Source organism: Pseudomonas fragi (assembly GCF_900105835.1).
Lineage (GTDB): Bacteria > Pseudomonadota > Gammaproteobacteria > Pseudomonadales > Pseudomonadaceae > Aquipseudomonas > Aquipseudomonas fragi.
The window spans coordinates 4,780,203-4,804,014 of the sequence record NZ_LT629783.1 but is presented as its reverse complement, the minus strand read 5'-3'; the positions used below and the strand labels follow the sequence as shown (position 1 = coordinate 4,804,014).

The 23,812-nt window shown below is 60.0% G+C and carries 23 protein-coding genes and 1 tRNA gene; 12 read left to right on the top strand and 12 right to left on the bottom strand.

Annotated elements, in window-relative coordinates; genetic code table 11:
* The first annotated feature begins 40 nt into the window (after window positions 1-40).
* The 4 genes from BLU25_RS22195 to BLU25_RS22180 all read left to right on the top strand — a co-directional run bounded on the left by BLU25_RS22195 (window position 41) and on the right by BLU25_RS22180 (window position 4,373).
* Complete coding sequence (locus tag BLU25_RS22195; protein WP_016780080.1) at window positions 41-862, top strand: SDR family NAD(P)-dependent oxidoreductase; 822 nt, start codon at window positions 41-43, stop codon at window positions 860-862.
* 31 nt (window positions 863-893) lie between these two features.
* Window positions 894-1,931 (top strand): AraC family transcriptional regulator, encoded by a 1,038-nt coding sequence (locus BLU25_RS22190; RefSeq protein WP_016780079.1) that lies wholly within the window; start codon window positions 894-896, stop codon window positions 1,929-1,931.
* 22 nt (window positions 1,932-1,953) lie between these two features.
* Window positions 1,954-2,628: a Rossmann-fold NAD(P)-binding domain-containing protein gene (locus BLU25_RS22185; RefSeq protein ID WP_016780078.1), complete on the top strand. Its 675-nt coding sequence runs from the start codon at window positions 1,954-1,956 to the stop codon at window positions 2,626-2,628.
* 170 nt (window positions 2,629-2,798) lie between these two features.
* Entirely contained in the window at window positions 2,799-4,373 is a 1,575-nt protein-coding gene (locus BLU25_RS22180) for a sensor domain-containing diguanylate cyclase (protein WP_016780077.1), read from the top strand.
* An 86-nt stretch (window positions 4,374-4,459) separates the two neighbouring features.
* Here the strand turns inward: BLU25_RS22180 and BLU25_RS22175 are convergent.
* The 5 genes from BLU25_RS22175 to dapA form a co-directional block, all read right to left on the bottom strand.
* A tRNA-Ser gene (locus tag BLU25_RS22175) sits at window positions 4,460-4,549 on the bottom strand.
* Window positions 4,550-4,640: 91 nt separating this feature from the next.
* The gene (gene purC, locus BLU25_RS22170) at window positions 4,641-5,354 is read right to left on the bottom strand and encodes a phosphoribosylaminoimidazolesuccinocarboxamide synthase (RefSeq protein WP_016780076.1); all 714 of its coding nucleotides are present in this window, start codon (window positions 5,352-5,354) and stop codon (window positions 4,641-4,643) included.
* 28 nt (window positions 5,355-5,382) lie between these two features.
* Entirely contained in the window at window positions 5,383-6,141 is a 759-nt protein-coding gene (locus tag BLU25_RS22165) for an MBL fold metallo-hydrolase (RefSeq protein ID WP_016780075.1), read from the bottom strand.
* 4 nt (window positions 6,142-6,145) lie between these two features.
* Window positions 6,146-7,261 carry an outer membrane protein assembly factor BamC gene (gene bamC / locus BLU25_RS22160; protein WP_029611313.1) on the bottom strand — a complete coding sequence of 372 codons (1,116 nt, stop codon included), beginning with the start codon at window positions 7,259-7,261 and terminating at the stop codon, window positions 6,146-6,148.
* Between the two features lie 17 nt (window positions 7,262-7,278).
* Entirely contained in the window at window positions 7,279-8,157 is an 879-nt protein-coding gene (gene dapA, locus BLU25_RS22155; protein ID WP_016780073.1) for a 4-hydroxy-tetrahydrodipicolinate synthase, read from the bottom strand.
* Window positions 8,158-8,484: 327 nt separating this feature from the next.
* On the opposite strand from dapA, the gene BLU25_RS22145 reads away from it, so the two are divergent.
* A complete protein-coding gene (locus tag BLU25_RS22145; protein WP_016780071.1) occupies window positions 8,485-9,045 on the top strand; it encodes a glycine cleavage system transcriptional repressor in 561 nt (186 codons plus the stop codon).
* 13 nt (window positions 9,046-9,058) lie between these two features.
* Window positions 9,059-9,532: a peroxiredoxin gene (locus tag BLU25_RS22140; protein ID WP_016780070.1), complete on the top strand. Its 474-nt coding sequence runs from the start codon at window positions 9,059-9,061 to the stop codon at window positions 9,530-9,532.
* 116 nt (window positions 9,533-9,648) lie between these two features.
* Here BLU25_RS22140 and queF read toward each other — a convergent pair whose 3' ends face one another.
* Window positions 9,649-10,479, bottom strand: a complete 831-nt coding sequence (gene queF, locus BLU25_RS22130) for an NADPH-dependent 7-cyano-7-deazaguanine reductase QueF (protein ID WP_083369834.1) — start codon at window positions 10,477-10,479, stop codon at window positions 9,649-9,651.
* Window positions 10,480-10,560: 81 nt separating this feature from the next.
* Entirely contained in the window at window positions 10,561-11,097 is a 537-nt protein-coding gene (gene copI, locus BLU25_RS22125; RefSeq protein WP_016780068.1) for a copper-resistant cuproprotein CopI, read from the bottom strand.
* Between the two features lie 155 nt (window positions 11,098-11,252).
* On the opposite strand from copI, the gene BLU25_RS22120 reads away from it, so the two are divergent.
* Window positions 11,253-11,933, top strand: a complete 681-nt coding sequence (locus BLU25_RS22120) for a heavy metal response regulator transcription factor (protein ID WP_083369833.1) — start codon at window positions 11,253-11,255, stop codon at window positions 11,931-11,933.
* Window positions 11,933-13,282 (top strand): heavy metal sensor histidine kinase, encoded by a 1,350-nt coding sequence (locus BLU25_RS22115; protein ID WP_083369832.1) that lies wholly within the window; start codon window positions 11,933-11,935, stop codon window positions 13,280-13,282. The genes BLU25_RS22120 and BLU25_RS22115 overlap by 1 nt, the downstream gene beginning before the upstream one ends.
* Before the next feature lie 118 nt (window positions 13,283-13,400).
* Here BLU25_RS22115 and BLU25_RS22110 read toward each other — a convergent pair whose 3' ends face one another.
* From BLU25_RS22110 to BLU25_RS22100, 3 genes are all read right to left on the bottom strand, one after another.
* Window positions 13,401-14,645, bottom strand: a complete 1,245-nt coding sequence (locus BLU25_RS22110) for a lipoprotein-releasing ABC transporter permease subunit (protein WP_083369831.1) — start codon at window positions 14,643-14,645, stop codon at window positions 13,401-13,403.
* Between the two features lie 63 nt (window positions 14,646-14,708).
* On the bottom strand, window positions 14,709-15,392 hold the full coding sequence (gene lolD, locus BLU25_RS22105) for a lipoprotein-releasing ABC transporter ATP-binding protein LolD (protein ID WP_169716033.1): 684 nt from the start codon (window positions 15,390-15,392) through the stop codon (window positions 14,709-14,711).
* Window positions 15,393-15,399: 7 nt separating this feature from the next.
* Window positions 15,400-16,650 carry a lipoprotein-releasing ABC transporter permease subunit gene (locus BLU25_RS22100; protein ID WP_016780064.1) on the bottom strand — a complete coding sequence of 417 codons (1,251 nt, stop codon included), beginning with the start codon at window positions 16,648-16,650 and terminating at the stop codon, window positions 15,400-15,402.
* A 94-nt stretch (window positions 16,651-16,744) separates the two neighbouring features.
* On the opposite strand from BLU25_RS22100, the gene BLU25_RS22095 reads away from it, so the two are divergent.
* The gene (locus tag BLU25_RS22095) at window positions 16,745-17,329 is read left to right on the top strand and encodes a PilZ domain-containing protein (protein ID WP_016780063.1); all 585 of its coding nucleotides are present in this window, start codon (window positions 16,745-16,747) and stop codon (window positions 17,327-17,329) included.
* Between the two features lie 36 nt (window positions 17,330-17,365).
* A complete protein-coding gene (locus BLU25_RS22090; RefSeq protein WP_016780062.1) occupies window positions 17,366-18,088 on the top strand; it encodes a glycerophosphodiester phosphodiesterase in 723 nt (240 codons plus the stop codon).
* A 42-nt stretch (window positions 18,089-18,130) separates the two neighbouring features.
* On the opposite strand, the gene sthA is transcribed toward BLU25_RS22090, so the two are convergent.
* Window positions 18,131-19,525 (bottom strand): Si-specific NAD(P)(+) transhydrogenase, encoded by a 1,395-nt coding sequence (sthA, locus tag BLU25_RS22085; RefSeq protein ID WP_016780061.1) that lies wholly within the window; start codon window positions 19,523-19,525, stop codon window positions 18,131-18,133.
* 384 nt (window positions 19,526-19,909) lie between these two features.
* Between sthA and BLU25_RS22080 the strand changes: the two genes are divergently transcribed.
* Window positions 19,910-20,473, top strand: coding sequence for a chalcone isomerase family protein (locus tag BLU25_RS22080; RefSeq protein WP_029611312.1), 564 nt, complete (start codon window positions 19,910-19,912; stop codon window positions 20,471-20,473).
* A 155-nt stretch (window positions 20,474-20,628) separates the two neighbouring features.
* Window positions 20,629-21,927: an MFS transporter gene (gene tcuC, locus BLU25_RS22075; protein ID WP_083369830.1), complete on the top strand. Its 1,299-nt coding sequence runs from the start codon at window positions 20,629-20,631 to the stop codon at window positions 21,925-21,927.
* A gap of 223 nt (window positions 21,928-22,150) precedes the next feature.
* Here tcuC and BLU25_RS22070 read toward each other — a convergent pair whose 3' ends face one another.
* A complete protein-coding gene (locus tag BLU25_RS22070) occupies window positions 22,151-23,614 on the bottom strand; it encodes a glyceraldehyde-3-phosphate dehydrogenase (protein WP_083369829.1) in 1,464 nt (487 codons plus the stop codon).
* Window positions 23,615-23,812: the final 198 nt, after the last annotated feature.

The following is a 23,812-nucleotide window of genomic DNA, read 5'->3' as shown; positions in this document are numbered from 1 at the left end:
CACAGATTGTTTGTGCGGTCTCACATAACGAGGTGTTCGAATGTCCAGAGTATGGTTTATCACCGGCAGTTCCCGTGGCCTCGGCCGCGCCATTGCGCTGGCCGCCCTGCGCGCCGGCGAGCGGGTGGTTGCGACAGCACGCAACCCGCGCCAGCTCGATGACCTGGTGGCCGCGTACGGCGATGCGGTCTACCCGCTGGCGCTGGACGTCACCGACAACGCCCGGGTGGTCAGTGCGGTCGCGGCAGCGGTGGAGCATTTCGGCCGTCTGGACGTGGTGGTCAACAACGCGGGTTATGGCGATATAGCCGCCGTCGAAGATGTCACCCTTGAGGCCTTCAAGGCCCAGATCGACACCAACTTCTATGGCGTGGTGTATGTGAGCAAGGCGGTGTTGCCGTATTTACGTGCCCAGGGCAGCGGACATATCTTCCAGGTCTCGTCGCTGGGTGGCCGTATCGGCATGCCGGGCCTGGCGGCTTACCAAAGCGCAAAATGGGCGGTGGGCGGGTTTTCCACGGTGCTTGCTCAAGAAGTGGCGCCACTGGGGATCAAGGTCACCGTGCTGGAGCCGGGCGGTATGCAGACTGACTGGGCCGGGGCTTCCATGACCATCCCGCCGGTCAGTGCGCCCTACCGGCAAACAGTCGGTGCACTGATCGAGTTGCTCGGCTCACCCGGCATTCTGCCCACCCGGCCGGACCGAGTGGCGCAAATCGTGCTTGAACTGGCAATGACCGAGGATGCTCCACTACGCTTGCTGATCGGTAGCGACGCGGTGCAATACGCAGCCCGGGCGGCAGCCGAGCTTGCCGCGGCGGATCAACAATGGCACGACCTCAGCGTGTCCGCATCGGACTGAACCCACTCAAAACAGCAGGCAAAGGAGCCCCATGTCTGACGCCAACCGCCTCATCGCTTCGCGTTTCAATGTACCCGATGCGTTCTGGCATGGTCTGACCCTGATCGGCCTGGAGCCGGCAATGGTTCTGCGTCAGGCACGGCTGCCCGTTACCCTGGGCATTCGTGAGCTGCGTGACCGGCGCCAGGTCAGCACACAGGAATTCTTCCATCTTTGGGAGGCCGTGCACGTGCTCAACCCTGACCCGGCCGCCGGTATCCTGCTGGTAACGCGGCTGGATATCGCCATATTGCCGCCGTCCAGCTTTGCCGCATTTATAGCCCGCGATTACCGCGACGGGCTGCACCGCCTGGCCAGGTTCAAGCAACTGTGTACCCCCGAACGCCTGCGCGTCAGCGAAGCGGGACGCCACTGCACGATCTCCCTCGACTGGCTGCACACCGCGCAACAACCGCCCGCACTGTTGGTCGACGCGGCGTTTGCCACATTTATCGAATTGGGGCGCCGGGGCTCGCGGGTGCACATCGTTGCGCAGTGGGTGGAGCTGGCCCGGCCTGATGATGGCAGCAGCGCACTGGCCGACTTTTTCGGTTGCCCGGTCCATTTTGGTGCCGGGCGCAATGCCCTGGTGCTCGATACTGCCGACCTGGATCGACCCTTCCCGGGCCATAACCCGCAACTGCTGGAGATGCTCAACCCGGCGCTCGTTGCAGCGCTGGCCGAGGCCACGGCACCTGCCAGCATGGCCTTGCAAGTAAAGACAGCCCTCAAGCGCATCCTCGCCAGCGGCCGCCCGGACATGCTCGACGTGGCACGGGAACTCGGCATGAGCGAGCGCACCTTGCAACGGCGCATTACCGAAGAAGGCACCAGTTTTCGCCAGCTGATGCTGGAAACACGCCAGGAGATCGTGCGCCATTTGCTGGCGGAGCCATCGATCGAAATTGACGAAATTGCCTGCTTGCTCGGCTACGAAGACACCAATTCGTTTTATCGCGCCTTCCGCTCCTGGGAGGGCACCACACCGGCGCGCTGGCGGGCATTGCAGGCGCCCTTGCCTGCCCATTGAACGGGTCCAGGGGAGTATTTGCATGAAAATCATCATTTTTGGTGCCACCGGCATGGTCGGCCAAGGCGTACTACGCGAGGCACTCAATGCTGATGACGTCAGCCAGGTGCTGGCCGTTGGCCGCACACCGCTGGCCATCAACCATCCAAAACTTGACGTGCTGGTACTGAGCAACCTGCTCGACTACACCCCGGTGCAAGACCAACTGACGGGCTACGATGCCTGCTTTTTCTGCCTGGGTGCGTCCGCCATGGGGCTGGACGAAGCCGGCTACATGCGGATCAATCACGATATCCCGCTGGCGGCGGCACGCACCTTGTCCTCGCTCAACCCGCAACTGACCTTCACCTACGTCTCTGGCGCAGGCACCGGCAGCCAGTCGGCAATGTGGGCGCGGGTCAAGCGGCGTACCGAGCAAGATCTGCTGGCCCTGCCCTTCAAGGCCGCGTATATGTTCCGCCCCGGGGTGATTCAGCCGTTGCACGGAGTGCGCTCAAAAACGCCTGCCTACAACATTTTTTACACGCTCACCGGGCCCTTGCTGTCGCTGGCACGCCGACTGCTGCCAAGACATGTGCTGAGCACCGAGGAGCTTGGTGTGGCAATGCTTGAGGTAGTTCGTCACGGAGCACCCAGGGCGGTGCTCGAAACAGGCGATATCCGCGAGTTGTTGACCCCGGGCAAACGCCGCCCTTGAGCCAGCAACCGCCCTCGTGCATGACCGCAGGGGAATAGCAGGTCAGCATTTTTCTTGTTCACGGGTGTGACAGAGCGCTCACCCGTACCTATTCTGCAAATGACCTGCGCGCCGCCAGGTTCTGGAATCCGATCCTCCACTGCAGCTTATTACGCTTATCGAACCTGCCCATGACCGACCGTTTCAAACCATCACGACCATTGCCCGTAAACCTGCGCGGCCTGATCCTTTGCATTGTTCTGATGTCGGTCCTGGCGACGCTGTGCAACAGTCTTGTCGTGGCTTATCGAGTACAGCGCGACGCCCTGATCCATTCGACCCTGGAGTCCAATGCAGCCTATGCAGCAAAAGTGGCCTCCAGCATCGGTGAGTTTTTGCGGGCGGCGCACAGCAACCTCAATTACAGCGCCAAAATTCTCGGCAAGCACTGGGACGATCCGCAGGTACTGCATGAAGAGGCCTTGCGCCTGAAGGCACAGGACCTGTACTTCAATGCCATTGAAATCATCGACGCCAACGGCAACGTCCTCGCAGCGAACCCGCCTGCCTCGCAAGTTGGCGACTCAGGTTTCAGCGCAGACGGCATCCAGCAGGCCCTCAAGGAGCGCCGCCCGCTGGTCAGTTCGACCCATATTTCCAGGCAGGGCAATCTGGTCGTGTTCATCTCACAACCGGTTTTCGGCAAAGGCGCAGAGTTTCTCGGCGTGGTGGTGGGCTCGGTTTACCTGCTTGAGCAAAGCGCCTTGCACACCGTCATCAGCAGCCACTTTCATCACGAAGGCACTTTTGCATTTGTTGCCGACAGCCATCGCCGGCTGCTCTACCACCCTGACCCCAAGCGGATTTCCGAAGTGCTGAGCTGGAGCCCGGCGATCGATGCCGCATTGCGCGGCGAACGCGGCTCAATGGAAGTGGCCAACTCGCGGAACGTCGACATGCTGGCCGGTTACGCTCAGGTGCCGGACTCGAACTGGGCAGTGGTCGTGCAACGGCCCAGGGCGCTGAGCCTGGCGACCTTAAGGCAACTGATGCACGACATGCTTATGGGCATGCTGCCGGCAGGTGTTTTGGGGCTGGGCCTGGTACTTGCCGGCACCACCCTGATCGCCCGACCGCTGCGCCAGCTGTCCGCAGCCGCCCAACAGTTATCGGCAGCGCAAACCCCACAGCAACTGCAACGTATCAACGCCTGGTACCACGATGCCTCGGCCATCCGCCAGGCCATGCTGGCGGGCGTACAGCTGCTGCAGCAAAAGCTTGGCCGGCTCAGCCACGAGGCACAAAGCGACCCTCTGACCGGCCTGGCCAATCGCCGGGCGATGGATGAGCTGCTCAATGTACTGGAGCAGACTGAGCAAGCGTACTCGGTACTGGCACTGGATATCGATCACTTCAAAAAGGTCAATGACACATTCGGGCACGACGCAGGTGACGTGGCACTCAAGCAGGTTGCCGAAATCCTCAAGCAAAACTCCCGGGCAAACGACCTGGCATGTCGCAGCGGTGGTGAGGAATTTTCGCTGCTGCTACCGGACACGACACAAGAAACAGCCGGAGCCATTGCCGAGCGCATACGCCAAAGCATCGCCGAGGCGCGTATACCGCAAGTCGGCAAGCTGACTATATCCATAGGGGTGGCCAGCAAGGCGAACGCGCCAATGACCGCACAACAGGTACTTAAACGGGCCGACGAACGCCTTTACCGCGCCAAGGAAAGCGGTCGCAACCGGGTGGTGTCGGCCTGAGGGTAGATTGGCGGCGCATTTATCGACGCCCACGAAAAAGCCCCTGAAATGTTTAACCATTTCAGGGGCTTCGTCTTGTTCAATAATGGCGGAGAGATAGGGATTCGAACCCTAGGTACTGTCGCCAGTACAACGGATTTCGAATCCGTCCCATTCGGCCACTCTGGCATCTCTCCAACGGCGCGAATAATAGCGCGGTTTTTGATTTTGGCAAAGCCTTTTTTCAAAAAAACCGCGCTGTATCAGTTGCTTGCGCGCCTTTACTGCTTAAAGCGGGACGCCGAGGCGGTTTGCAACTTCTTCGTAGGCTTCGATAACGTCGCCCAGACCCTGACGGAAGCGGTCCTTGTCCATTTTCTTGCCGGTAGCCTTGTCCCACAGACGGCAGCCGTCCGGGCTGAATTCGTCACCCAGGACGATGGAACCGTCGTGGAATACGCCGAACTCAAGTTTGAAGTCGACCAGCAGCAAGCCGGCGTCGTCGAACAGTTTGTTCAGGACGTCGTTAACCTTGAGCGACAGTTCTTTCATGCGCGCCAGTTGCTCGGCCGTGCCCCAACCGAATGCCACAACGTGGGATTCGTTGATGAACGGGTCGCCCTTGGCGTCGTCTTTCAGGAACAGTTCGAAGGTGTAAGGGTTGAGCTTCATGCCCTCTTCCACACCCAGGCGCTTGACCAGGCTGCCCGCTGCGTAGTTACGCACAACGCACTCGACCGGGATCATGTCGAGTTTTTTCACCAGGCATTCGTTGTCGCCCAGCAGTTTGTCGAATTGGGTCGGCACGCCGGCTTCTTCGAGTTTCTGCATGATGAAGGCGTTGAACTTGTTGTTCACCATGCCCTTGCGATCAAGTTGTTCGATACGCTTGCCGTCGAACGCCGAGGTGTCGTTGCGAAACAGCAGGATCAAGCGGTTTTCGTCGTCGGTCTTGTAAACCGATTTCGCTTTACCGCGATAGAGTTCTTCACGTTTTTCCATGATGGGCTCCGCATGCTAAGTAGGTGGGCTAGGCGATTGTGCGCCAGTCGAGCCCTGAATCTTGATCGGCCAGTTGCAGCCAGTCCGGGTCGCACCCGAGGGTGTCGACAAAACATTGCCGGGCCAGCTGCGGCAGGTTGTTCTTGCTGCTCAGGTGGGCCAGTACCAGGTGTTGCAGGTCTTGCCAGCCCAACTCGGCCACCAGGCTTGCGGCCTGGTGGTTGTTCAAATGTCCTTCCTGGCCTCCTACCCGCTGCTTGAGAAAAGCCGGGTAGTGACCACGCGCGAGCAGGTCGCGGCAGTGGTTGGCCTCGATCATCAATGCATCCAGGCCGCTGTAGCTGTCCAGTACCCCGGCGCAATACGAGCCCAGGTCGGTGAGCAAGCCAAAACGCCGCTTGCCGTCGCTGAATACATACTGGGTGGGCTCCTGGGCATCATGGGCAACCAGGGTCACGCTGACGGTCAACGCGCCGATTTGCAGCGTCTGGCCACCCGCCACGTAACCGGCGGCCTCCAGAGGCTTGCGCATCCCGCGCTGTGTGCCACGGCTCATGTACACCGGCAAATTGTAGCGCCGAGACAGCAAACCCACGCCATGCACATGGTCGGCATGTTCGTGGGTGACCAGAATCGCGCTCAATTGATGGGCGCTGACGCCCAATCGTGCCAAACGACGCTCGGTTTCTCGCAACGAGAAACCGCAATCGACCAGTACATAAGTGCTGTCGCTGGCTATCAGCGTGCCATTCCCTTGGCTACCACTGCCGAGAACGGCAAAACGCATAGGATCAGCCCAGGTTGTCTTGAATCACGCCCAACACCTTGCGTGCCACTTCTGGCGAAGCCACGGTGTTGATGTTTTCTTCGACGGTAACCTGCACGCTATCACCCACCTTGCTCAGGCGAACCTGATAACGCTGGGCACGGGCTTCCACTTCTTCCTTGTCCGGCTTGCTGCCAAAGAGACTGGAGAAGAAACCAGGTTTCTCGTCCTTCTTCTCGGCTTTTTCGGCCAGGTTGATGTAGTACAGGCCCAAGGTGCGGTTGATGTCTTCAACGCGCCATTCGCCCTGTTCAAGCGCACGGCCGACACCTGACCAGGCACGGTCGAGGTCTTCGGTCAGGGTCAGCACCGGGTTGCCGCTGCCGTCTTCACTGAGGGTAACCCGTGCCGGGGTGTCGAAATCACGCGCAGCGAGCAACGAGACCGATCCGCCCTTTTCGGCGTTACGGCTCATGCTGATCAGCATTTCATCAACCAGGGCAGCATCCAGGCCGGTGTTGACCGAACGGTTGCCGAAGTCGACATTGGCACTGCTGCCCGCAGGGCGGTTGGCACTGACCACATAGATTTCGCTGGTGTTGCGCTGCACACCCGGCTCAATGCGTACCCGCAGGCGGGTTTCGCTGTCAGAGGCCAGGCCGCTGCTGCCCACATGGCGGGCAATCGGCGCGGAAAGTTCGTCAGCGCGCTGCCAGCTCGTGGTGAACTCGCCGGTTTGCGGGCGCTGCTCGTCGATACGGAAGCCATTGTCCTGGAAGAACTGCATCGCCACCGGCCAGACTTCAGACGGCGAACGCTGCGCCATCACCCAACGGCTATCGCCGCTTTTTTGCAGGCTGAAATCGCTGGCACTGGCAGCTACAGCCAAGGGCTGTGGACGCGGTACTTCAAACTCGCCCTTGACGTTGTCGTCGGGCACGTTGCTGGGGATCGGCAACAGCGGCACAAGGCGCTTGTCAGTCTGGACACCCGGCGGCAATTGCATCGGGGCGGTTTGACGCGCCTCCAGGTAATCGCTGCCGCGGTCGCGGAAGTAACCCTCTTGACCCCACAGCCAACCGCAACCGCTGGTGCTGGAAATAATCACGGCTAGTGCGGAAAGTCCGGCCAATCGCTTCATGCGTAGTGCTTCCTCAATTAAACCAAGACACCGGACTGGCGCATTGCCTGACGCAGTGGTTCGTGGCAAGGCTCGCTGAGCCAGGTGAGTGGCAGACGGATACCGTCCGACATCAAGCCCATCTCATGCAGCGCCCATTTCACGGGGATAGGGTTGGATTCGATAAACAGGGTTTTATTGAGCGGCATCAGCTTTTCGTGCAGCGCACGGGCCGTGTCGGCATCGCCACGCATCGCGGCGGCGCACAGGTCGCTCATGTCACGCGGGGCAACGTTGGCGGTTACCGAGATATTGCCCTTGCCGCCGAGCAGGATCAGCTCGACTGCGGTGGCGTCGTCACCGGAGTACACCAGGAAATCGCTGCTCACACCGGCCAGGATGGCGGGTACGCGTGTCAGGTCACCGGTGGCTTCCTTGATGCCGATGATGTTCGGCACGGTGGAAAGGCGGATCACGGTGGCCGGCAGCATGTCACAGGCGGTACGACCCGGAACGTTGTACAGGATCTGCGGGATATCGACTGCTTCGGCGATCGCCTTGAAGTGCTGGTACAGGCCTTCCTGGGTCGGCTTGTTGTAATACGGCGTCACCAGCAGACATGCATCGGCGCCAGCGGCCTTTGCATTGGTGGTCAGTTCGATCGCTTCACGCGTCGAGTTGGCGCCCGTGCCGGCGATCACCGGAATACGCCCTGCAACCTGCTTGACGACATGACGAATCACTTCAATGTGCTCGTTCACGTCCAGAGTTGCCGATTCACCTGTAGTGCCAACGGCAACAATGGCGTTGGTGCCCTCTTGCAGGTGAAAGTCCACCAGTTTGCTCAGAGCGTCCCAATCAAGACGACCTTGTGCATCCATAGGTGTGACCAGTGCCACCATACTGCCCGCAATCATGCAACCGCTCCTGCCGGAAAAAGAGAGCCGTAATGGTACTGGCGCCATGACCCTTGCACAAGCAACAGCGCGCCCGATGAGCATTCCCCTTCGCGTTGCTTTTCGCTACCCTTCAGCCTTTGATTGGTACTGATGTGCGTGCAAGTCTGTTTCACAGGCCTTCTGCAGGCGTCCAAAGCCCCGTCCAAACGCCGCCAAGCCCGGTTTGCACAGCCTGCAAACCGCCTGTTTCGCTGGTTTGACGGGCTTGTGGCGCTCCAGCTGCGCCTGCCAGGCAACTTGCCCAGCATCGACCGTACTGACCGCTCATCGTTTTAGGAAGGTTGAATGTCCACCCCCACAGTTCGCGAACAATTCCTTGTCATCAGTGCCCTTGGCGCCAACCCAATGGAGCTGACTAACGTGCTGTGCCGCGCCAGCCATGAAAATCGCTGCGCTGTCGTGACCTCGCGCCTGACCCGCCACGGCGAATGCAGTGCCCTGGTTCTGGAAGTAACCGGTAGCTGGGACGCTCTGGCACGCCTTGAAGCAGGCTTGCCTGCGCTGGCCAAAAAGCACGCGTTCAGCGTCAACGTAGTGCGCAGCGCTGCCCTGGAAACCCGCCCGCAGGCACTGCCGTATGTGGCCTATGTCAGCTCGGCCTACCGCTCGGACATCATCAACGAGCTGTGCCAGTTCTTCATGGACCACAACGTTGAGCTGGAAAACCTGACATGCGACACCTATCAGGCCCCACAAACCGGCGGCACCATGCTTAACGCCACCTTTACCGTGACCTTGCCGGCTGGCGTACAAATCAGCTGGCTGCGTGATCAGTTCCTGGACTTCGCCGATGCGCTGAACCTGGATGCACTGATCGAACCGTGGCGCCCACAGAACCCGATGTAAGGAAACCGACTCAATGGCCGTTGTAATTGACCAACCCGTAGACGATTTCCAGATCCCGGCAACGAGTGAAAAAACCGTCAGCCTGTCGCAGCTCAAGGGCAAGCAGGTGGTGATCTATTTTTATCCCAAGGACAGCACGCCGGGCTGCACCACTGAGGGCCAGGGCTTTCGCGACCATTACGCGGAGTTTCAGGCGGCCAATACCGAAGTGTTTGGCGTGTCCCGCGACAGCCTCAAGTCCCATGAGAACTTCAAGGCCAAGCAGGGCTTCCCGTTTGAGTTGCTGAGCGACAAGGACGAGGCCCTGTGCCAGCTGTTTGACGTGATCAAGCTGAAAAAGCTGTATGGCAAGGAGTATCTGGGCGTGGACCGCAGCACGTTCCTGATCGACAAGGACGGCGTGTTGCGTCACGAGTGGCGCGGAGTGAAAGTGCCGGGCCATGTCGAGGCCGTGCTGGAGCAGGCAAAGGCGTTGAATAACGGCTGAGCAATGCACTGAACGCTGTGGGAGCGGGCTTGCTCGCGATTCAGGCGACGCGGTTTGTCAGGCAAACCGCGTCGACACCATCGCGAGCAAGCCCGCTCCCACAAGGCTGAATCGTATTACTGACGCACCAGCCGCACATTCTGGAACTCGACCGCTTCGGTGCTGCGGTACGGGTTGATATCCAGCCCGCCACGGCGCACATAACGCGCATACACGGTCAATTTCTCGGGCTTGAGCAAACGCTGCAGGTCGAGAAAGATCCGCTCCACGCATTGTTCGTGAAAGTCCGAATGCTGGCGAAAGCTCACCAGATAGGCCAGCAAACTGGCGTGATCCAGTGCCGCACCACGGTACTCGACCACCACCGTGCCCCAGTCCGGCTGGCTGGTGACCGGGCAGTTGGATTTGAGCAAATGGCTGTAGACGCTTTCTTCAACCACCTGCGAATCATCACACTTGAGCAATTCAGGACGCGGCTGCGCGTAATCACTGACCGTGATGTCCAGGTCATCAATGCACACACCCGGCAAAACGCCTACACCATCAGCCTGAACGTCATCCAGACTGCGTACGCGCACGCTGACAGGCTTGCCGGAAGCGGCTGACAAATCTGCACGCAACGTGGCCTCAAGGCTTGGCGTATCGGCAAATACCGTCTGGTTCAGCGAGTTCAGATACAGCTTGAACGACTTGGACTCGACGATATTCGGCGAATCGGCAGCAAAGCAGAACTCGGCGATGGCCACCACCGGCTTACCCGAGGGCAGCAGCCAGGACAGCTCGAAGCAGGTCCAGAAATCCACGCCGACATACGGCAGGGTTTCGGCGCTCAGCCCCAGCTCGGCCCATTTCGCCGCGCGCGGGATCGGGAACAGCAAGGACGGGGTGTAGGTGCTGATGTATTCACTGGACTTGCCCAGCGGGGAATGTTCGGCGGCGGGATGCATGACAAAAACCTGGCTAGAAAAACCCGGCAATTCTATCGGGTTTAAGCCAGGCTTTCAGCGTTGACTGACGATCAGGGCGTTTTAAGGTGCAACCTTGACCTTGCCGACCATGCCCGCCTGGTAGTGACCGGGCACATTGCAGGCAAATTCCAGGTTGTCAGCGCGGGTGAAGGTCCAGGTCAGCTCGGCGGTTTTGCCCGGCTCGACCAGCACGCTGTTGGGGTCATCGTGCTTCATGCCCGGCATGTCCATCGAGCCGTGCCCCATCGCCGAGTGATCCATGCCGCCGTGGCCCATGCCGGTCGGGGTGAGCATGCCGCTTTGCTGCATGTCGAGCATTTCTTTCTGGTGCGCCGCATGCATCGCCGCATTGCCCAGGTTGAACTCGTGCAGTAACTGGCCTTTGTTGACCAGTACGAAACGCACGGTTTCACCGGCTTTAACGTCCAGTGTCTTGGGGCTGAAGGCGATATCGCTCATCTCGACCTGCACCGTACGCGTCGCGCTGGCGGCAGGTGCAGGCTGGCCGAAATCGAAATGAGCCGCCGGTGATGCCATGACCGGCAGGCTCAAGGCCAATAAACAGCCAGCGAGCGACAAACGGATACGTGCGGTCATACTTACTCCCAGAAACAAAAATGTCAGGCTTGGCAGCACTTTAAAATAGCGGCACTGGCATTTAACTGACCGCAAGATTACAACTTTGTCAGCTTGCCCCCGCATAACCTGCACCAAGGTATAAGGCTGAGGTTAATTTTTACGATGAGTCGATCATGAAACTGCTGATTGTCGAAGACCAGGTGAAAACCGGGCAGTACCTGCGCCAGGGCCTGAGCGAGGCCGGCTTCACCACCGAACTGGCGGCCGATGGTATTACCGGGCAACACCTGGCATTGACCGGCGATTATTCGCTGCTGATTCTCGACGTCATGTTGCCCGGGCGCGACGGCTGGCAAATCCTGCAGGCCGTGCGCAGCGCAGGGCTGAGCATACCGGTGCTGTTTTTGACCGCACGCGATGCAGTCGATGACCGCGTCCACGGCCTGGAACTGGGCGCCGATGATTATCTGGTCAAGCCGTTCGCCTTTTCCGAGTTGCTGGCGCGGGTGCGCAGCCTGCTGCGCCGCGGCAGCAATACCCCCCAGGAGACCAACCTGCAGCTGGCCGACCTGCGCCTGGACCTGATCCGTCGCCGCGCCGAGCGCAACGGCCAGCGCATTGACCTTACTGCGAAGGAATTCTCCCTGCTTGAACTGCTGCTGCGCCGTCAGGGCGAAGTGCTGCCCAAGTCCCTGATCGCCTCGCAGGTGTGGGACATGAACTTCGACAGCGACACCAACGTCATCGAAGTGGCAATTCGCCGCTTGCGCCTGAAAATCGACGACAGTCATGAGCAAAAGCTGATCCACACCGTGCGCGGCATGGGTTATGTGCTTGAGGAGCGCAGCAGTTGATGCGCCGCCTGTCCCTGAGCAGTCGCCTGGCCCTGCTGTTTGCCGGCTGTACCGCAGTGGTGTCGCTGTTTGCCGGGGTGCTGTTCGGGCGGGCCAGTGAGGTACATTTTGTCGAGCTGGACCAGCAACTGATGGAAAGTCGCCTCGCCGTACTGCGCAGCACGCTGCACGGGGCTGACACCCTGGAGCGCTTCACCCAGCGCCTGCCCGCCCTGCTGCAGGACCTGGCCCATCAGCCGGACCTGGCAGTGCGGGTACGCGGCCCGGACGGGCATCTGTGGTTTGACAGCTCGCCGCGCCTGCCGCGGGAGCTTGAGACACAACCGGGCCTGGGCAGCCTGCAGATCAACGGCACCGATTACCGTGTGCTGGCGCCAGAAAACGACAGCCCGGATGCACCGCAACTGACACTGCTACTCGACATCACCCATCACCAGCACTTTTTGCAGCGCATGCAGCGGCTGATCTGGATGACTGTCGGCCTCTCGGCGCTGGCCACGGCGATTCTCGGCGCCTGGGCTGCCCGTAGCGGCCTGCGCCCCTTGCGGCGCATGAGCGCGATTGCGGCCAGTGTGTCGGCCGACTCGCTCAACTCACGCCTGCCCGAGAAACAAATGCCTGCCGAGCTGGCAGAGCTGGCCACAGCCTTTAACGCCATGCTGGCGCGACTGGACGATTCATTTCATCGATTGTCGGCGTTCTCCGCCGATATTGCGCATGAACTGCGTACGCCCCTGTCCAACTTGCTGACCCATACCCAGGTCACCCTGACCCGCCCCCGGGACATTGAAGAATACCGCGAGGCCCTGCACAGCAACCTCGAAGAGCTGCAGTGGATGGCGCAACTGGTCAACGACATGCTGTATCTGGCCAAGGCCGATCACGGCCTGCTGACGCCGCGCCGCGAGCCGCTGGAGCTGGGTCGCGAAGTGGAGGCGCTGCTGGAGTTTTATGCGCTGCTGGCTGAAGACTCGCACATCGAACTGACCGGCGAAGGCAACGCGCACATGCCAGGCGACCGCAGCATGCTGCGCCGCGCCCTCTCCAACCTGCTAGATAATGCATTGCGCTATACGCCGGCGGGTGGCGCGATCAGGTTGCTGATTGAGGCTTTGCCGAGCAGCGCACGCATCAGCATCGAGAACACGGGCCCAGGGATTCCTGTAGAACTGCTGCCACGCCTGTTTGACCGGTTTTACCGGGCAGACCCGGCCCGCCGTGAAGGCAGCAGTGAGCATGCGGGGTTGGGGTTGGCGATTACCCAGTCGATTATTCGCGCCCATGGCGGGCAGATTCGTTGTGAGTCGCAGGAGGGGGTAACGCGGTTTGTGATTGAGTTGCCAGCCTGACCGGTTTATTCAACTGTGGGAGCGGGCTTGCCCGCGATGCAGGCGGCGCGGTGCTTAAGTCACACCGCGTCGATGCCATCGCGAGCAAGCCCGCTCCCACAGAACAGTGCAAATTTGATCAGGAATAGCGCAACGCATGGGCCGGTTGAATCTTCGCCGCCCGATACGCCGGATACAGCGTGGCCAGAAAGCTCAGCACAAAGCCCGCGCCGCAGATCAACGCCACATCGCCGCCCTGCAGCTCTGATGGCAGATTACTGACAAAGTACACATCGGAACTGAAGATGTGCTGGCCGGTCACCCGCTCCATCCAGCCCACCAGCTCACTGACATTGAGCGCCGCAATCACCCCCAGCACGCCGCCGATCAAGGTGCCGACAATACCGATCACCGTACCCTGCACCATAAAGATGGCCATGATCTGGCGCGGCGTCGCGCCGATGGTGCGCAAGATGGCAATGTCGGCCCCCTTGTCGTTCACCACCATGATCAGCGTGGCGATGATGTTGAAAGCAGCCACCGCCACGATCATCAGCAGCAACAGGCCAATCATGGTTTTTTCCATTTTCATGGCACTGAACAGACTGCCCTGGGTGTGGGTCCAGTCATCGGCCTTGTAGCCGTCACCCAGGCCCGCCGCCACCTGCTGCGACACCTGCGGCGCTGCGTACAGGTCCTTGACCGCCAGGCGCACACTTTGTACCTGGTTCGGCTCCCAGTGCTGAATGGCGGCCGCATCGGCCATATGGATCAGGCCCATAGTGCCATCCAGCTCGGCCCCGACCTTGAAGATGCCCACCACGTTCAAGCGCTGCAGGCGCGGGGTAATCCCCCCCGGGGCAGTACTGGCCTCGGGCACGATCAGGGTGATCTTGTCACCCACACCCAGACGGAAACGCCGCGCGACAATATCGCCCAACACCACGCCATACTCGTCGGGCTTAAGGTCCTGCAGGCTGCCCTGCACGATATGCTGGGTCACGATCGAGACCTTGCTTTCCTGCGCCGGATCGATGCCGCTGATCTGGATCGGCTGCATCGAGCCTTTATAGGACAGCATGCCGTCCAGCTCGGTAAACGGTACGGCTGCCGTCACCTCGGGGTTTTTCATCGCCGCCTCGGCCACCGGGCGCCAGTCATCGATGGGCTTGACGCCAACGATGGTCGCGTGGGGCACCATGCCGAGGATGCGGTTGCTCATTTCACGCTGGAAGCCGTTCATCACCGACAACACCACGATCATTGCCAGCACGCCCAGGGCGAGGCCGATCATCGAGGTCATGGAGATAAACGAAACAAAACGATTGCGGCGCTTGGCGCGGGTATAGCGCGTGCCGATAAAAATCGATAACGGTCTGAACATTCGCGGGCACCGTATAAAAATTGAAGACCCGACACCCGCTTGCAGGCGTCGGGTTGCGGCCGGTCAGATCGCGGTCAGGCGACCTTCCTGAAGGTGCAATACACGATCCATCTGGCGGGCCAGGCTCATGTCATGGGTCACCACCAGGAACGCAGTGCGCATTGAGGTGCTGAGTTCCAGCATCAAATCCTGAATGCCTTGTGCGGTGTGGGAATCGAGGTTGCCCGTAGGTTCGTCGAGCATCACCAGCCCCGGCTTGTTGACCAGAGCCCGAGCAATGGCCACGCGCTGGCGCTCGCCACCCGACAGCTCCGCCGGTTTGTGCTCCAGGCGATGGCCCAGGCCGACACGGGTCAACAGCGCCGTGGCCCGCTCACGGGCCTCGGGGATCGCGGTCTTGCCGATCAGCAGCGGCATGCAGACGTTTTCCAGGGCAGTGAACTCGGGCAGCAAGTGGTGAAACTGGTACACGAAACCCAGCGAGCGGTTACGCAACAGGCCACGGGCCTTTTCGCCCAGCGCCGACAGCTCTTCACCGGCCAGCCAGACACTGCCGGTGGTCGGGGTATCGAGGCCGCCGAGCATATTGAGCAACGTACTTTTGCCCGACCCCGAAGTGCCGACGATCGCTACCCGCTCACCGGGGTGTAATTCAAGCTGCAGGCCCGACAGTACCACCACCGATTCCGGGCCTTCCTCGTAGGATTTTCCCAGGTCGCGGCAACTCAACACTGCTTGTTCTTTCATGCCCAACTCACTCATAACGAAGCGCCTGCGCAGGCTGGGTGCGCGCAGCACGCCAGGCCGGGTACAAGGTCGCGAGGAAACTCAGAACCAATGCCGCACCGCACACCATCAACACGTCCTGGGCCTGCAGTTGCGAGGGCAGGTAGTCGATGAAATACACGTCGGCATTGAGAAACTTGTGCCCGATCAGGCCTTCGAGGGCCGAGATCGCGGCGCTGACATTGAGCGCGGCCAGCATCCCGACCACAGCACCGATGGCCGTACCGACCACACCGATAACGGTGCCCTGCACCATAAAGGTGGCCATGATAGTGCCCGGCGTCGCACCCAGGGTGCGCAGGATGGCGATATCGCCCTTCTTGTCATTGACCACCATCACCAGCGTGGAAATGATATTGAACGCAGCCACGGCCACAATCAGCAGCAACAGCAGGCCGATCATGGCTTTTTCCATGCGGATGGCCTGGTACAGGTTGCCGTGGGTGCGGGTCCAGTCGCGGGCGTAATACTGGCTCTCGCCGAGCTGCTGGGCGATTTCCCACGCGGTACGCGGAGCCTGGAACAGGTCATCGAACTTCAGCCGCAGGCCCTGCACCTGGTCAGGTTTCCAGCGTTGCAAGCGCGCCAGGTCCTGCAGGTTGGTGATGCCCAGGTAACCGTCGATTTCACCGGCGCCGACATGAAAAATGCCCTGCACGGTAAAGCGCTTCATGCGCGGGAACATCCCCGCTGGCGTCACCGTGACTTCCGGTGCAACGAAGGTCAGCTTGTCGCCGACGCTTACGCCGAGCTTTTTCGCTGCCTTGTCGCCGATGATGATGCCGAAGCTGCCAGGGGTCAGCGAGTCGAGCTGGCCCTGCTGCATAAACCGGTCAATGATCGAGACATTGCGTTCCTGCGCCGGGTCGATGGCATTGAGCAGGACTTTCTGCACATTGCCATCATTGGTCAGCAAACCCTGCATCTGGGTAAACGGCGCAACCGCCTCCACCTTGGGGTTCTGCTTGACCTTCGCAGCCAGGCTTTGCCAGTCACTGATCGGTTGATCGCCGACGATGGTCGCGTGGGGCACCATGCCCAGCACGCGGGTGCGCATCTCATGATCGAAGCCGTTCATCACCGACAGCACCACAATCATCACGACCACGCCAAGGGCGAGCCCGATCATCGAGGTCAGGGAAATAAACGACACAAAATGATTGCGACGCTTTGCACGGGTATAACGCGTGCCAATAAATAACGAGAGAGGTCTGAACATGTCGGGGCTTGTTCGAGGGAAAAGAAGACGTCCTTGTGGCGGGGCCTGATAAGCAGCTTTACACTCAGACCACAGCCGCCATCATGGGTTCGCCATGTCGACATTAGATGAAGCAGATCGCCGCGAATACTACCGTATCGAGGATATGATCGCACTGGAAATAACCCCGCTGGCAGCCGCCGAAGCCGCGAGCGGCGAAGTGTTGCAGGATGCGTCGCCGCTGTTCAATTTGCTCAGTGAACTGCACCTGAGTGAATTCGAGTCCCAGCACCTGCTGCGCCAGATCAGCGAACGCGACCGCACCCTTTCCAGCTACCTCAAGACCCTGAACAAACGGGTCGAACTGCTCAGCCAGATCGTTGCCCAGACCGTATTGGGCAAGATCGGCGAGTTGCAGCCGGTGCAGCTTTCCGAAGGTGGTATCGAATTTGAGCACCCGCAGCCCTGCGCGACAGGCAGCCATCTGTCGATCAAACTGGTACTGATGCCCCAGGCCCTGGGCTTGCTGCTGCGCGCCCGCGTAGTCGATTGCCAGGCACAGGCTGGCGGTTACCGGATCAACACTGAATTCGAGTCCCTCACCGATACCCAGCGTCAGCTTCTGGCGCGCTACATTCTGCAAAAACAGGCCCAGGCACGACGCCTGGCCCGCGAGCAGCAAGAGTCCGCGGGCGAGTAACCCGGAACCGGCGACCACTATGTACAAGGAGCAAATGTGACCCTGATTTATGGCCATCGCGGCGCCAAAGGCGAAGCACCGGAAAACACCCTTGCCAGCTTTGAGCAGTGCCTCAAGCATGGCGTGCGTCGCTGTGAACTCGACCTGCACCTGTCAAAGGACGGTGAGTTGATGGTCATCCACGACCCGACGCTCAAGCGCACCACCGACCGGCGCGGCAAGGTCATCGAGCACACCGCCGCCGACCTGGTGACCTATGACGCACGCAAGGGCGGCCCGGGCTGGCTGCATCCGTGCCCGATCCCGCGTCTGGAAGAGCTGTTTGAAAAGTGCGACTTCGAGCACTGGCAGCTGGAAGTCAAAAGCGCCTCGCGCACCCGTGCCGCAACCACCGTACTGGCAATTCGCGAGATGGCAGTGCGCCATGGCCTGATGGACAAGGTCACGGTCACCTCAAGTTCGCGGGAAGTGCTCAAGGCCGCCGTGGAATTGACCCCCGACCTGTCGCGCGGGCTGGTGGCCGAATACGCCTGGCTCGACCCGATCAAGGTCGCCCAGAGCTATGGCTGTGACATGCTGGCGTTGAACTGGACACTCTGTACCCCCGAGCGCCTGGAGAAGGCCCAGCGTCAGGGTTTGCATGTGTCGGTATGGACAGTCAACGAACCTGCGCTGATGCGCAGGCTCGCCGACTTCGGCGTAGATAGCCTGATTACAGACTTTCCCGGTTTGGCCACTGCCACCCTCGGGAATGGCTGAAATCGGTCTCCCCGGCCGGCTCAGGCCACCGGCCGGAGCCGCTCAAAAAAGCCGGTTGAGACCATCGTAAGCAGCTACCCGATAGGCTTCGGCCATGGTCGGGTAGTTGAACGTGGTATTGACGAAGTATTTCAGGGTATTGAGTTCGCCCGGCTGGTTCATGATCGCCTGACCGATGTGCACGATCTCCGACGCCTGATAACCGAAGCAGTGAACGCCCAGCACTTCCAGGGTTTCACGGTGGAACAGGATTTTCAGCATGCCCTGGGGCTCGCCGGCAATCTGCGCACGCGCCATGCTCTTGAAGAAGGCCTTGCCCACTTCATACGGCACCTTGGCCTGGGTCAGCTCCTGCTCGTTCTTGCCGATCGAGCTGATCTCGGGAATGGTGTAGATGCCGGTCGGCACGTCATTGACGAAGCGCCAGCTGCCGTTATCAACGATGCTGCCCGCTGCCGAACGACCCTGGTCGTGGGCGGCACTGGCCAGGCTTGGCCAGCCGATCACATCGCCTGCGGCGTAGATATTCGGCACGGTGGTGCGATAGTTCTCGTCAACCGTGATCTGGCCACGGCCATTGGCCTTGATGCCGATGTTTTCCAGGCCCAGCAGATCGGTGTTGCCGGTACGGCCATTACACCAGAGCAAGGCGTCGGCCTTGATCTTCTTGCCCGATTTCAGATGCAGGATCACGCCGTTTTCGACGCCTTCAACCCGCTCGTACTCTTCGTTGTGGCGCACGGTGATGTTGTTGTTGCTGAAGTGGTAGCTCAGCGCCTGGGAGATCTCGGAATCGAGGAAGCTCAGCAGTTGCTCACGGTTGTCCACCAGCTCGACCAGCACACCCAGGCCGCTGAAGATCGAGGCATATTCGCAACCGATCACGCCAGCGCCGTACACGATCAGCTTGCGCGGGGTGTGGCCCAGGCTGAGGATGGTGTCGCTATCGTAGATGCGCGAGTGGGTGAAATCGATATCGGCCGGGCGATAAGGACGCGAGCCGGTGGCCACGATGATTTGCTTGGCCATCAGGGTTTCAACCACGCCATTGGCGCAGACCACTTCGATGGTTTGCTCGTCGGTGAAGCTGCCGGTGCCGAAGAACAGGTCTACGCGGTTGCGGGCATAGTAGCCGGTACGCGAGGCAACCTGCTTGGAGATGACTTTTTCGGCGCTCTTGAGAACGTCCGGGAACGAGAACCAGCGTGGCTCACCAATGGCCCGGAACATCGGGTTAGTGTTGAACTGCATGATCTGGCGAACCGAGTGACGCAGGGCTTTGGACGGGATGGTGCCCAAGTGCGTGCAGTTGCCACCGACCTGGCGCCGGCTGTCGACCATCGCGACCTTGCGCCCTGCTTTTGCGGCGTTCATTGCCGCACCTTCTCCTGCCGGGCCGGAACCCAGTACCACTACGTCGTAGTTGTAGACAGCCATGCGTACTCCTCAGAACAGGCCGTGGCACCGCTTTGGGCACCTACGGCTAAATCATGTCGCGGCCAGCGCCATGAAGGATCAAAACGTGGGGCACAGTCTATAGAAGCCTGAACGCCGCGAACATTAACCCTTGGTCTGGTCGTTGGCTATTTTTGTGTTCACTACATCTGCATAGAGCGCAAAAGCCTGCGTAGCAGCTGCCGCAGGCTGCGTCCGGCGGCGAAGCCGTCGTAAATACGGGCACGGCGAGAAGTCAGCTAAGATTGGTTCTCTGGTTTTACGATCGCTGCGCAATCGAACGCAGCCTGCGGCAACTGCTACGCCATGGCCAAGCCGCATACTTGGCAAAACCTCTCACAACCCATCGATCAGAGCCCATCCACCATGCGCCAGATGTTGATCGTATTGTTGCTGCTTTACTCCACCACCAGCCTGGCCGACGAGTCAGCGCGATTAAAAGAAGCCAACTTCCCGCCCCAATGGCGCGACGGGAATCAGGTCATGGCGCGTAAAGGCCAGATCGTACTGACCTACCTCTGGGCCGACATCTATGCCGCCGCCCTGTTCACCCCGCCCGGCATCAGCGCGCAACAGGCGTTCAACGATCAGAGCGACCTGCGCCTTGAGCTGTTCTATCTGCGCGATCTGGATCACAGCGATATCACCCAGGCATCTGCCACCATCCTGAAACGCCAACACCCCGCCACCACCCTGGCCAGACTCGACGCCCCGTTAAAAAAACTGCAAGCCAGCTTCGGCAACATCAAGCGCGGCGATCGCTATGCCCTGGACTACAACCCCCAACGCGGGCTGAACGTCGAGCGTAATGGCGCCGTTATTTTCAATAGCCAGAATCAGGAACTGGCCAAGGTCTATCTGGGAATCTGGCTCGCACCTCAAGGCCTGCCCGACACACTGCGCCTTAACCTGCTTGCACAAAGGCCCTAGCCCGCCCGTGTAGCGCCAACAAATGTTGCCTACATACTTTGTTACACATATGGTTACAAAACTGTTTTGCACCATGGCGCAGGCCATGGCCTTGCAGTGTGGACGAGTAAAAACACGGATTGCGCATAAAAACAGATAATAGCGGGTAATTTCTGATGGCCTCCAGTACGGGCAAAGGCAAGGCGATTTTTCGCGTTGTCAGCGGTAACTTCCTAGAGATGTTCGACTTTATGGTCTTTGGCTTTTACGCCACGGCCATTGCCAAAACCTTCTTCCCAAGCGATAACGCTTTTGCCTCACTGATGCTCGCCCTGGCCACCTTCGGTGCCGGCTTTCTTGCGCGCCCGCTGGGTGCGATTTTTCTCGGTGCCTATATCGACCGGCATGGCCGCCGCAAAGGCCTGATCATTACCCTGGCCCTGATGGCAATGGGCACCGTGCTGATCGCCTGCGTGCCGGGCTACGCCACCCTGGGTGTTGCAGCGCCCCTGCTGGTGTTGCTCGGACGCTTGCTGCAAGGCTTTTCGGCAGGCGTGGAACTGGGCGGCGTGTCGGTGTACCTGGCGGAAATCGCCACACCGGGGCGCAAGGGCTTCTTCGTCAGTTGGCAATCGGCTAGCCAGCAGGCTGCTGTGGTGTTTGCCGGTTTGCTGGGGGTTGGCCTCAACCACTGGCTAAGCCCTGAAGAAATGGGTGAATGGGGCTGGCGCATTCCGTTTCTGCTGGGCTGCATGATCGTGCCGGTGATCTTTGTGATCCGCCGCTCGATGGAAGAAACCCCTGAATTCGAAGCGCGCAAACATCACCCTACCCTGCGTGAAATCCTTCGCTCGGTCAGCCAGAACTTTGGCCTGGTACTGGGTGGCATGGCGCTGGTGGTGATGACCACCGTGTCGTTCTACCTGATCACCGCCTATACCCCGACCTTCGGCAAGGCCGAGCTGCACCTGTCGGATTTCGATGCCTTGCTGGTGACCGTGTGCATTGGCCTGTCGAACTTTTTCTGGCTGCCGGTCATGGGCTCGCTGTCGGACAAGATCGGGCGCAAACCGCTGCTGCTGGGGGCGACCATCCTGGCGATCCTGACCGCTTACCCGGCGCTGTCCTGGCTGGTGGCCAACCCGAGCTTCAGCCATCTGCTGATTGTCGAGCTGTGGCTGTCGTTCCTGTACGGCTCGTACAACGGCGCGATGGTGGTTGCCCTGACCGAAATCATGCCGGTTGAAGTGCGTACTACCGGTTTCTCCCTGGCCTACAGCCTGGCGACCGCGACCTTTGGTGGCTTTACCCCGGCGGCTTGCACCTACCTGATCCATGCCCTGGACAACAAGGCCGCCCCCGGCCTGTGGCTGACCGGCGCGGCGGTACTGGGCCTGATCGCCACCGTGGTGTTGTTCCGTGGCAATCAGCATCAGTTGCGTACAGAGCAATCGGCGGTGGCGGGTAACGCCTGACATAAATAATGTAGCAGCTGCCGAAGGAACGAGGCTGCGTCCGGCGGCGAAGCCGTCGCAAGATAATAAATCGCGGTGTGCCAGTTAAAACCAGCACTCAGGGTTTACGACGGCTTCGCCGCCGGACGCAGTCTCGCTCCGCTCCTCAGCTGCTACGGGACGTGAATACTCTTAAAACAAAAACGCCCCGACAAGTCGGGGCGTTTTCAGTTGCAGCGGGTGCTTAGCGCGGGAACGCTGGCGGGTTAACCCCGGCCATGTCTTCCATCACGCGTACGACCTGGCAGCTGTAACCGAATTCGTTGTCGTACCAAACGTACAGAACAACGCGGTTGTCATTGCAGATAGTCGCTTCAGCATCCACCACACCAGCGTGACGCGAACCCACGAAGTCAGTGGACACCACTTCCTGGGAGCTCACGAAGTCGATTTGCTTGTGCAGATCGGAGTGCAGCGCCATGTGACGCAGGTACTCGTTCATTTCTTCACGGGTAGCCGGCTTCTCAAGGTTCAGGTTGAGGATGGCCATCGACACGTTCGGCGTCGGAACACGGATCGCGTTACCGGTCAGCTTGCCGGCCAGCTCAGGCAATGCCTTGGCCGCAGCGGTAGCAGCACCGGTCTCGGTGATCACCATGTTCAGCGCGGCACTACGGCCACGACGATCGCCCTTGTGGAAGTTGTCGATCAGGTTCTGGTCGTTGGTGTACGAGTGAACCGTTTCAACGTGACCGTTAACGATGCCGAACTTGTCGTTGACAGCCTTGAGCACCGGCACGATGGCGTTGGTGGTGCAGGATGCCGCCGATACGATCTTGTCGTCTGCGGTGATTTCGCCGTGGTTAATGCCGTGAACGATGTTCTTCAGCTTGCCCTTGCCCGGAGCGGTCAGGACCACGCGATCGATACCAGGGCACTGCAAGTGCTGGCCCAGGCCGTCGGCGTCACGCCATACACCGGTGTTGTCCACCAGCAGGGCGTTCTGGATACCGTACTGGGTGTAATCCACCTCGGTCGGGTTCTTCGCGTAGATCACCTGGATCAGGTTGCCGTTGGCAGTGATGGTGTTGTTGGCTTCATCGACCACGATGGTGCCATCGAACGGGCCATGTACCGAGTCACGACGCAGCAGGCTGGCACGCTTGACTAGATCGTTGTCGGCGCCTTTGCGCACCACGATGGCACGCAGGCGCAGGCCGTCGCCACCACCGGTTTTTTCGATCAGGATGCGCGCCAGCAGACGACCGATACGACCGAAGCCGTACAGCACAACGTCAGTGCCTTTACGTGCAGAAGCATTTTGCTGACCCACTACATCGGCCAGTTCTTCGCGTACAAACTGCTCAGCCGTGCGGCCATTGCCTTCGGCCTTGAATTTCACGGCCAGCTTGCCCAGGTCTACCGAAGCAGCGCCGAGTTTGAGCTCGCTCATTGCCTTGAGCAGCGGGAAAGTTTCGTGCACGGACAATTCGATGTCATCGGACTGACGATGGCGAGCAAAGCGGTGAGCCTTGAGAATCGCAATGACTGAACGGTTGATCAGGCTGCGGCCATAGATCGAGCTAACCACATTGTTATTGCGGTAAAGCTGACCGATAAGCGGAATCATCGCTTCTGCGAGTGCTTCACGGTCGATCCATTCACCAAGACACTGGTCGGGCTTCTGAGTCACGGGAACCTTCCACATGTAGGGGCTGAAAAAAGGGGCTACATTATGCCGCTGCACCCATGCAGGGGCAATGCACGCCTGTCACACGGCTTTACTGAAACGATTAAGCACCAATAAATATAGGCGAATATTTTTTTAACACTGGCCTTTTTACCGGCCTGCAAGCCTTGCACAGCGCCTCTGGCACCCCCATGTTGAGTACCACGCGCTGTTTTG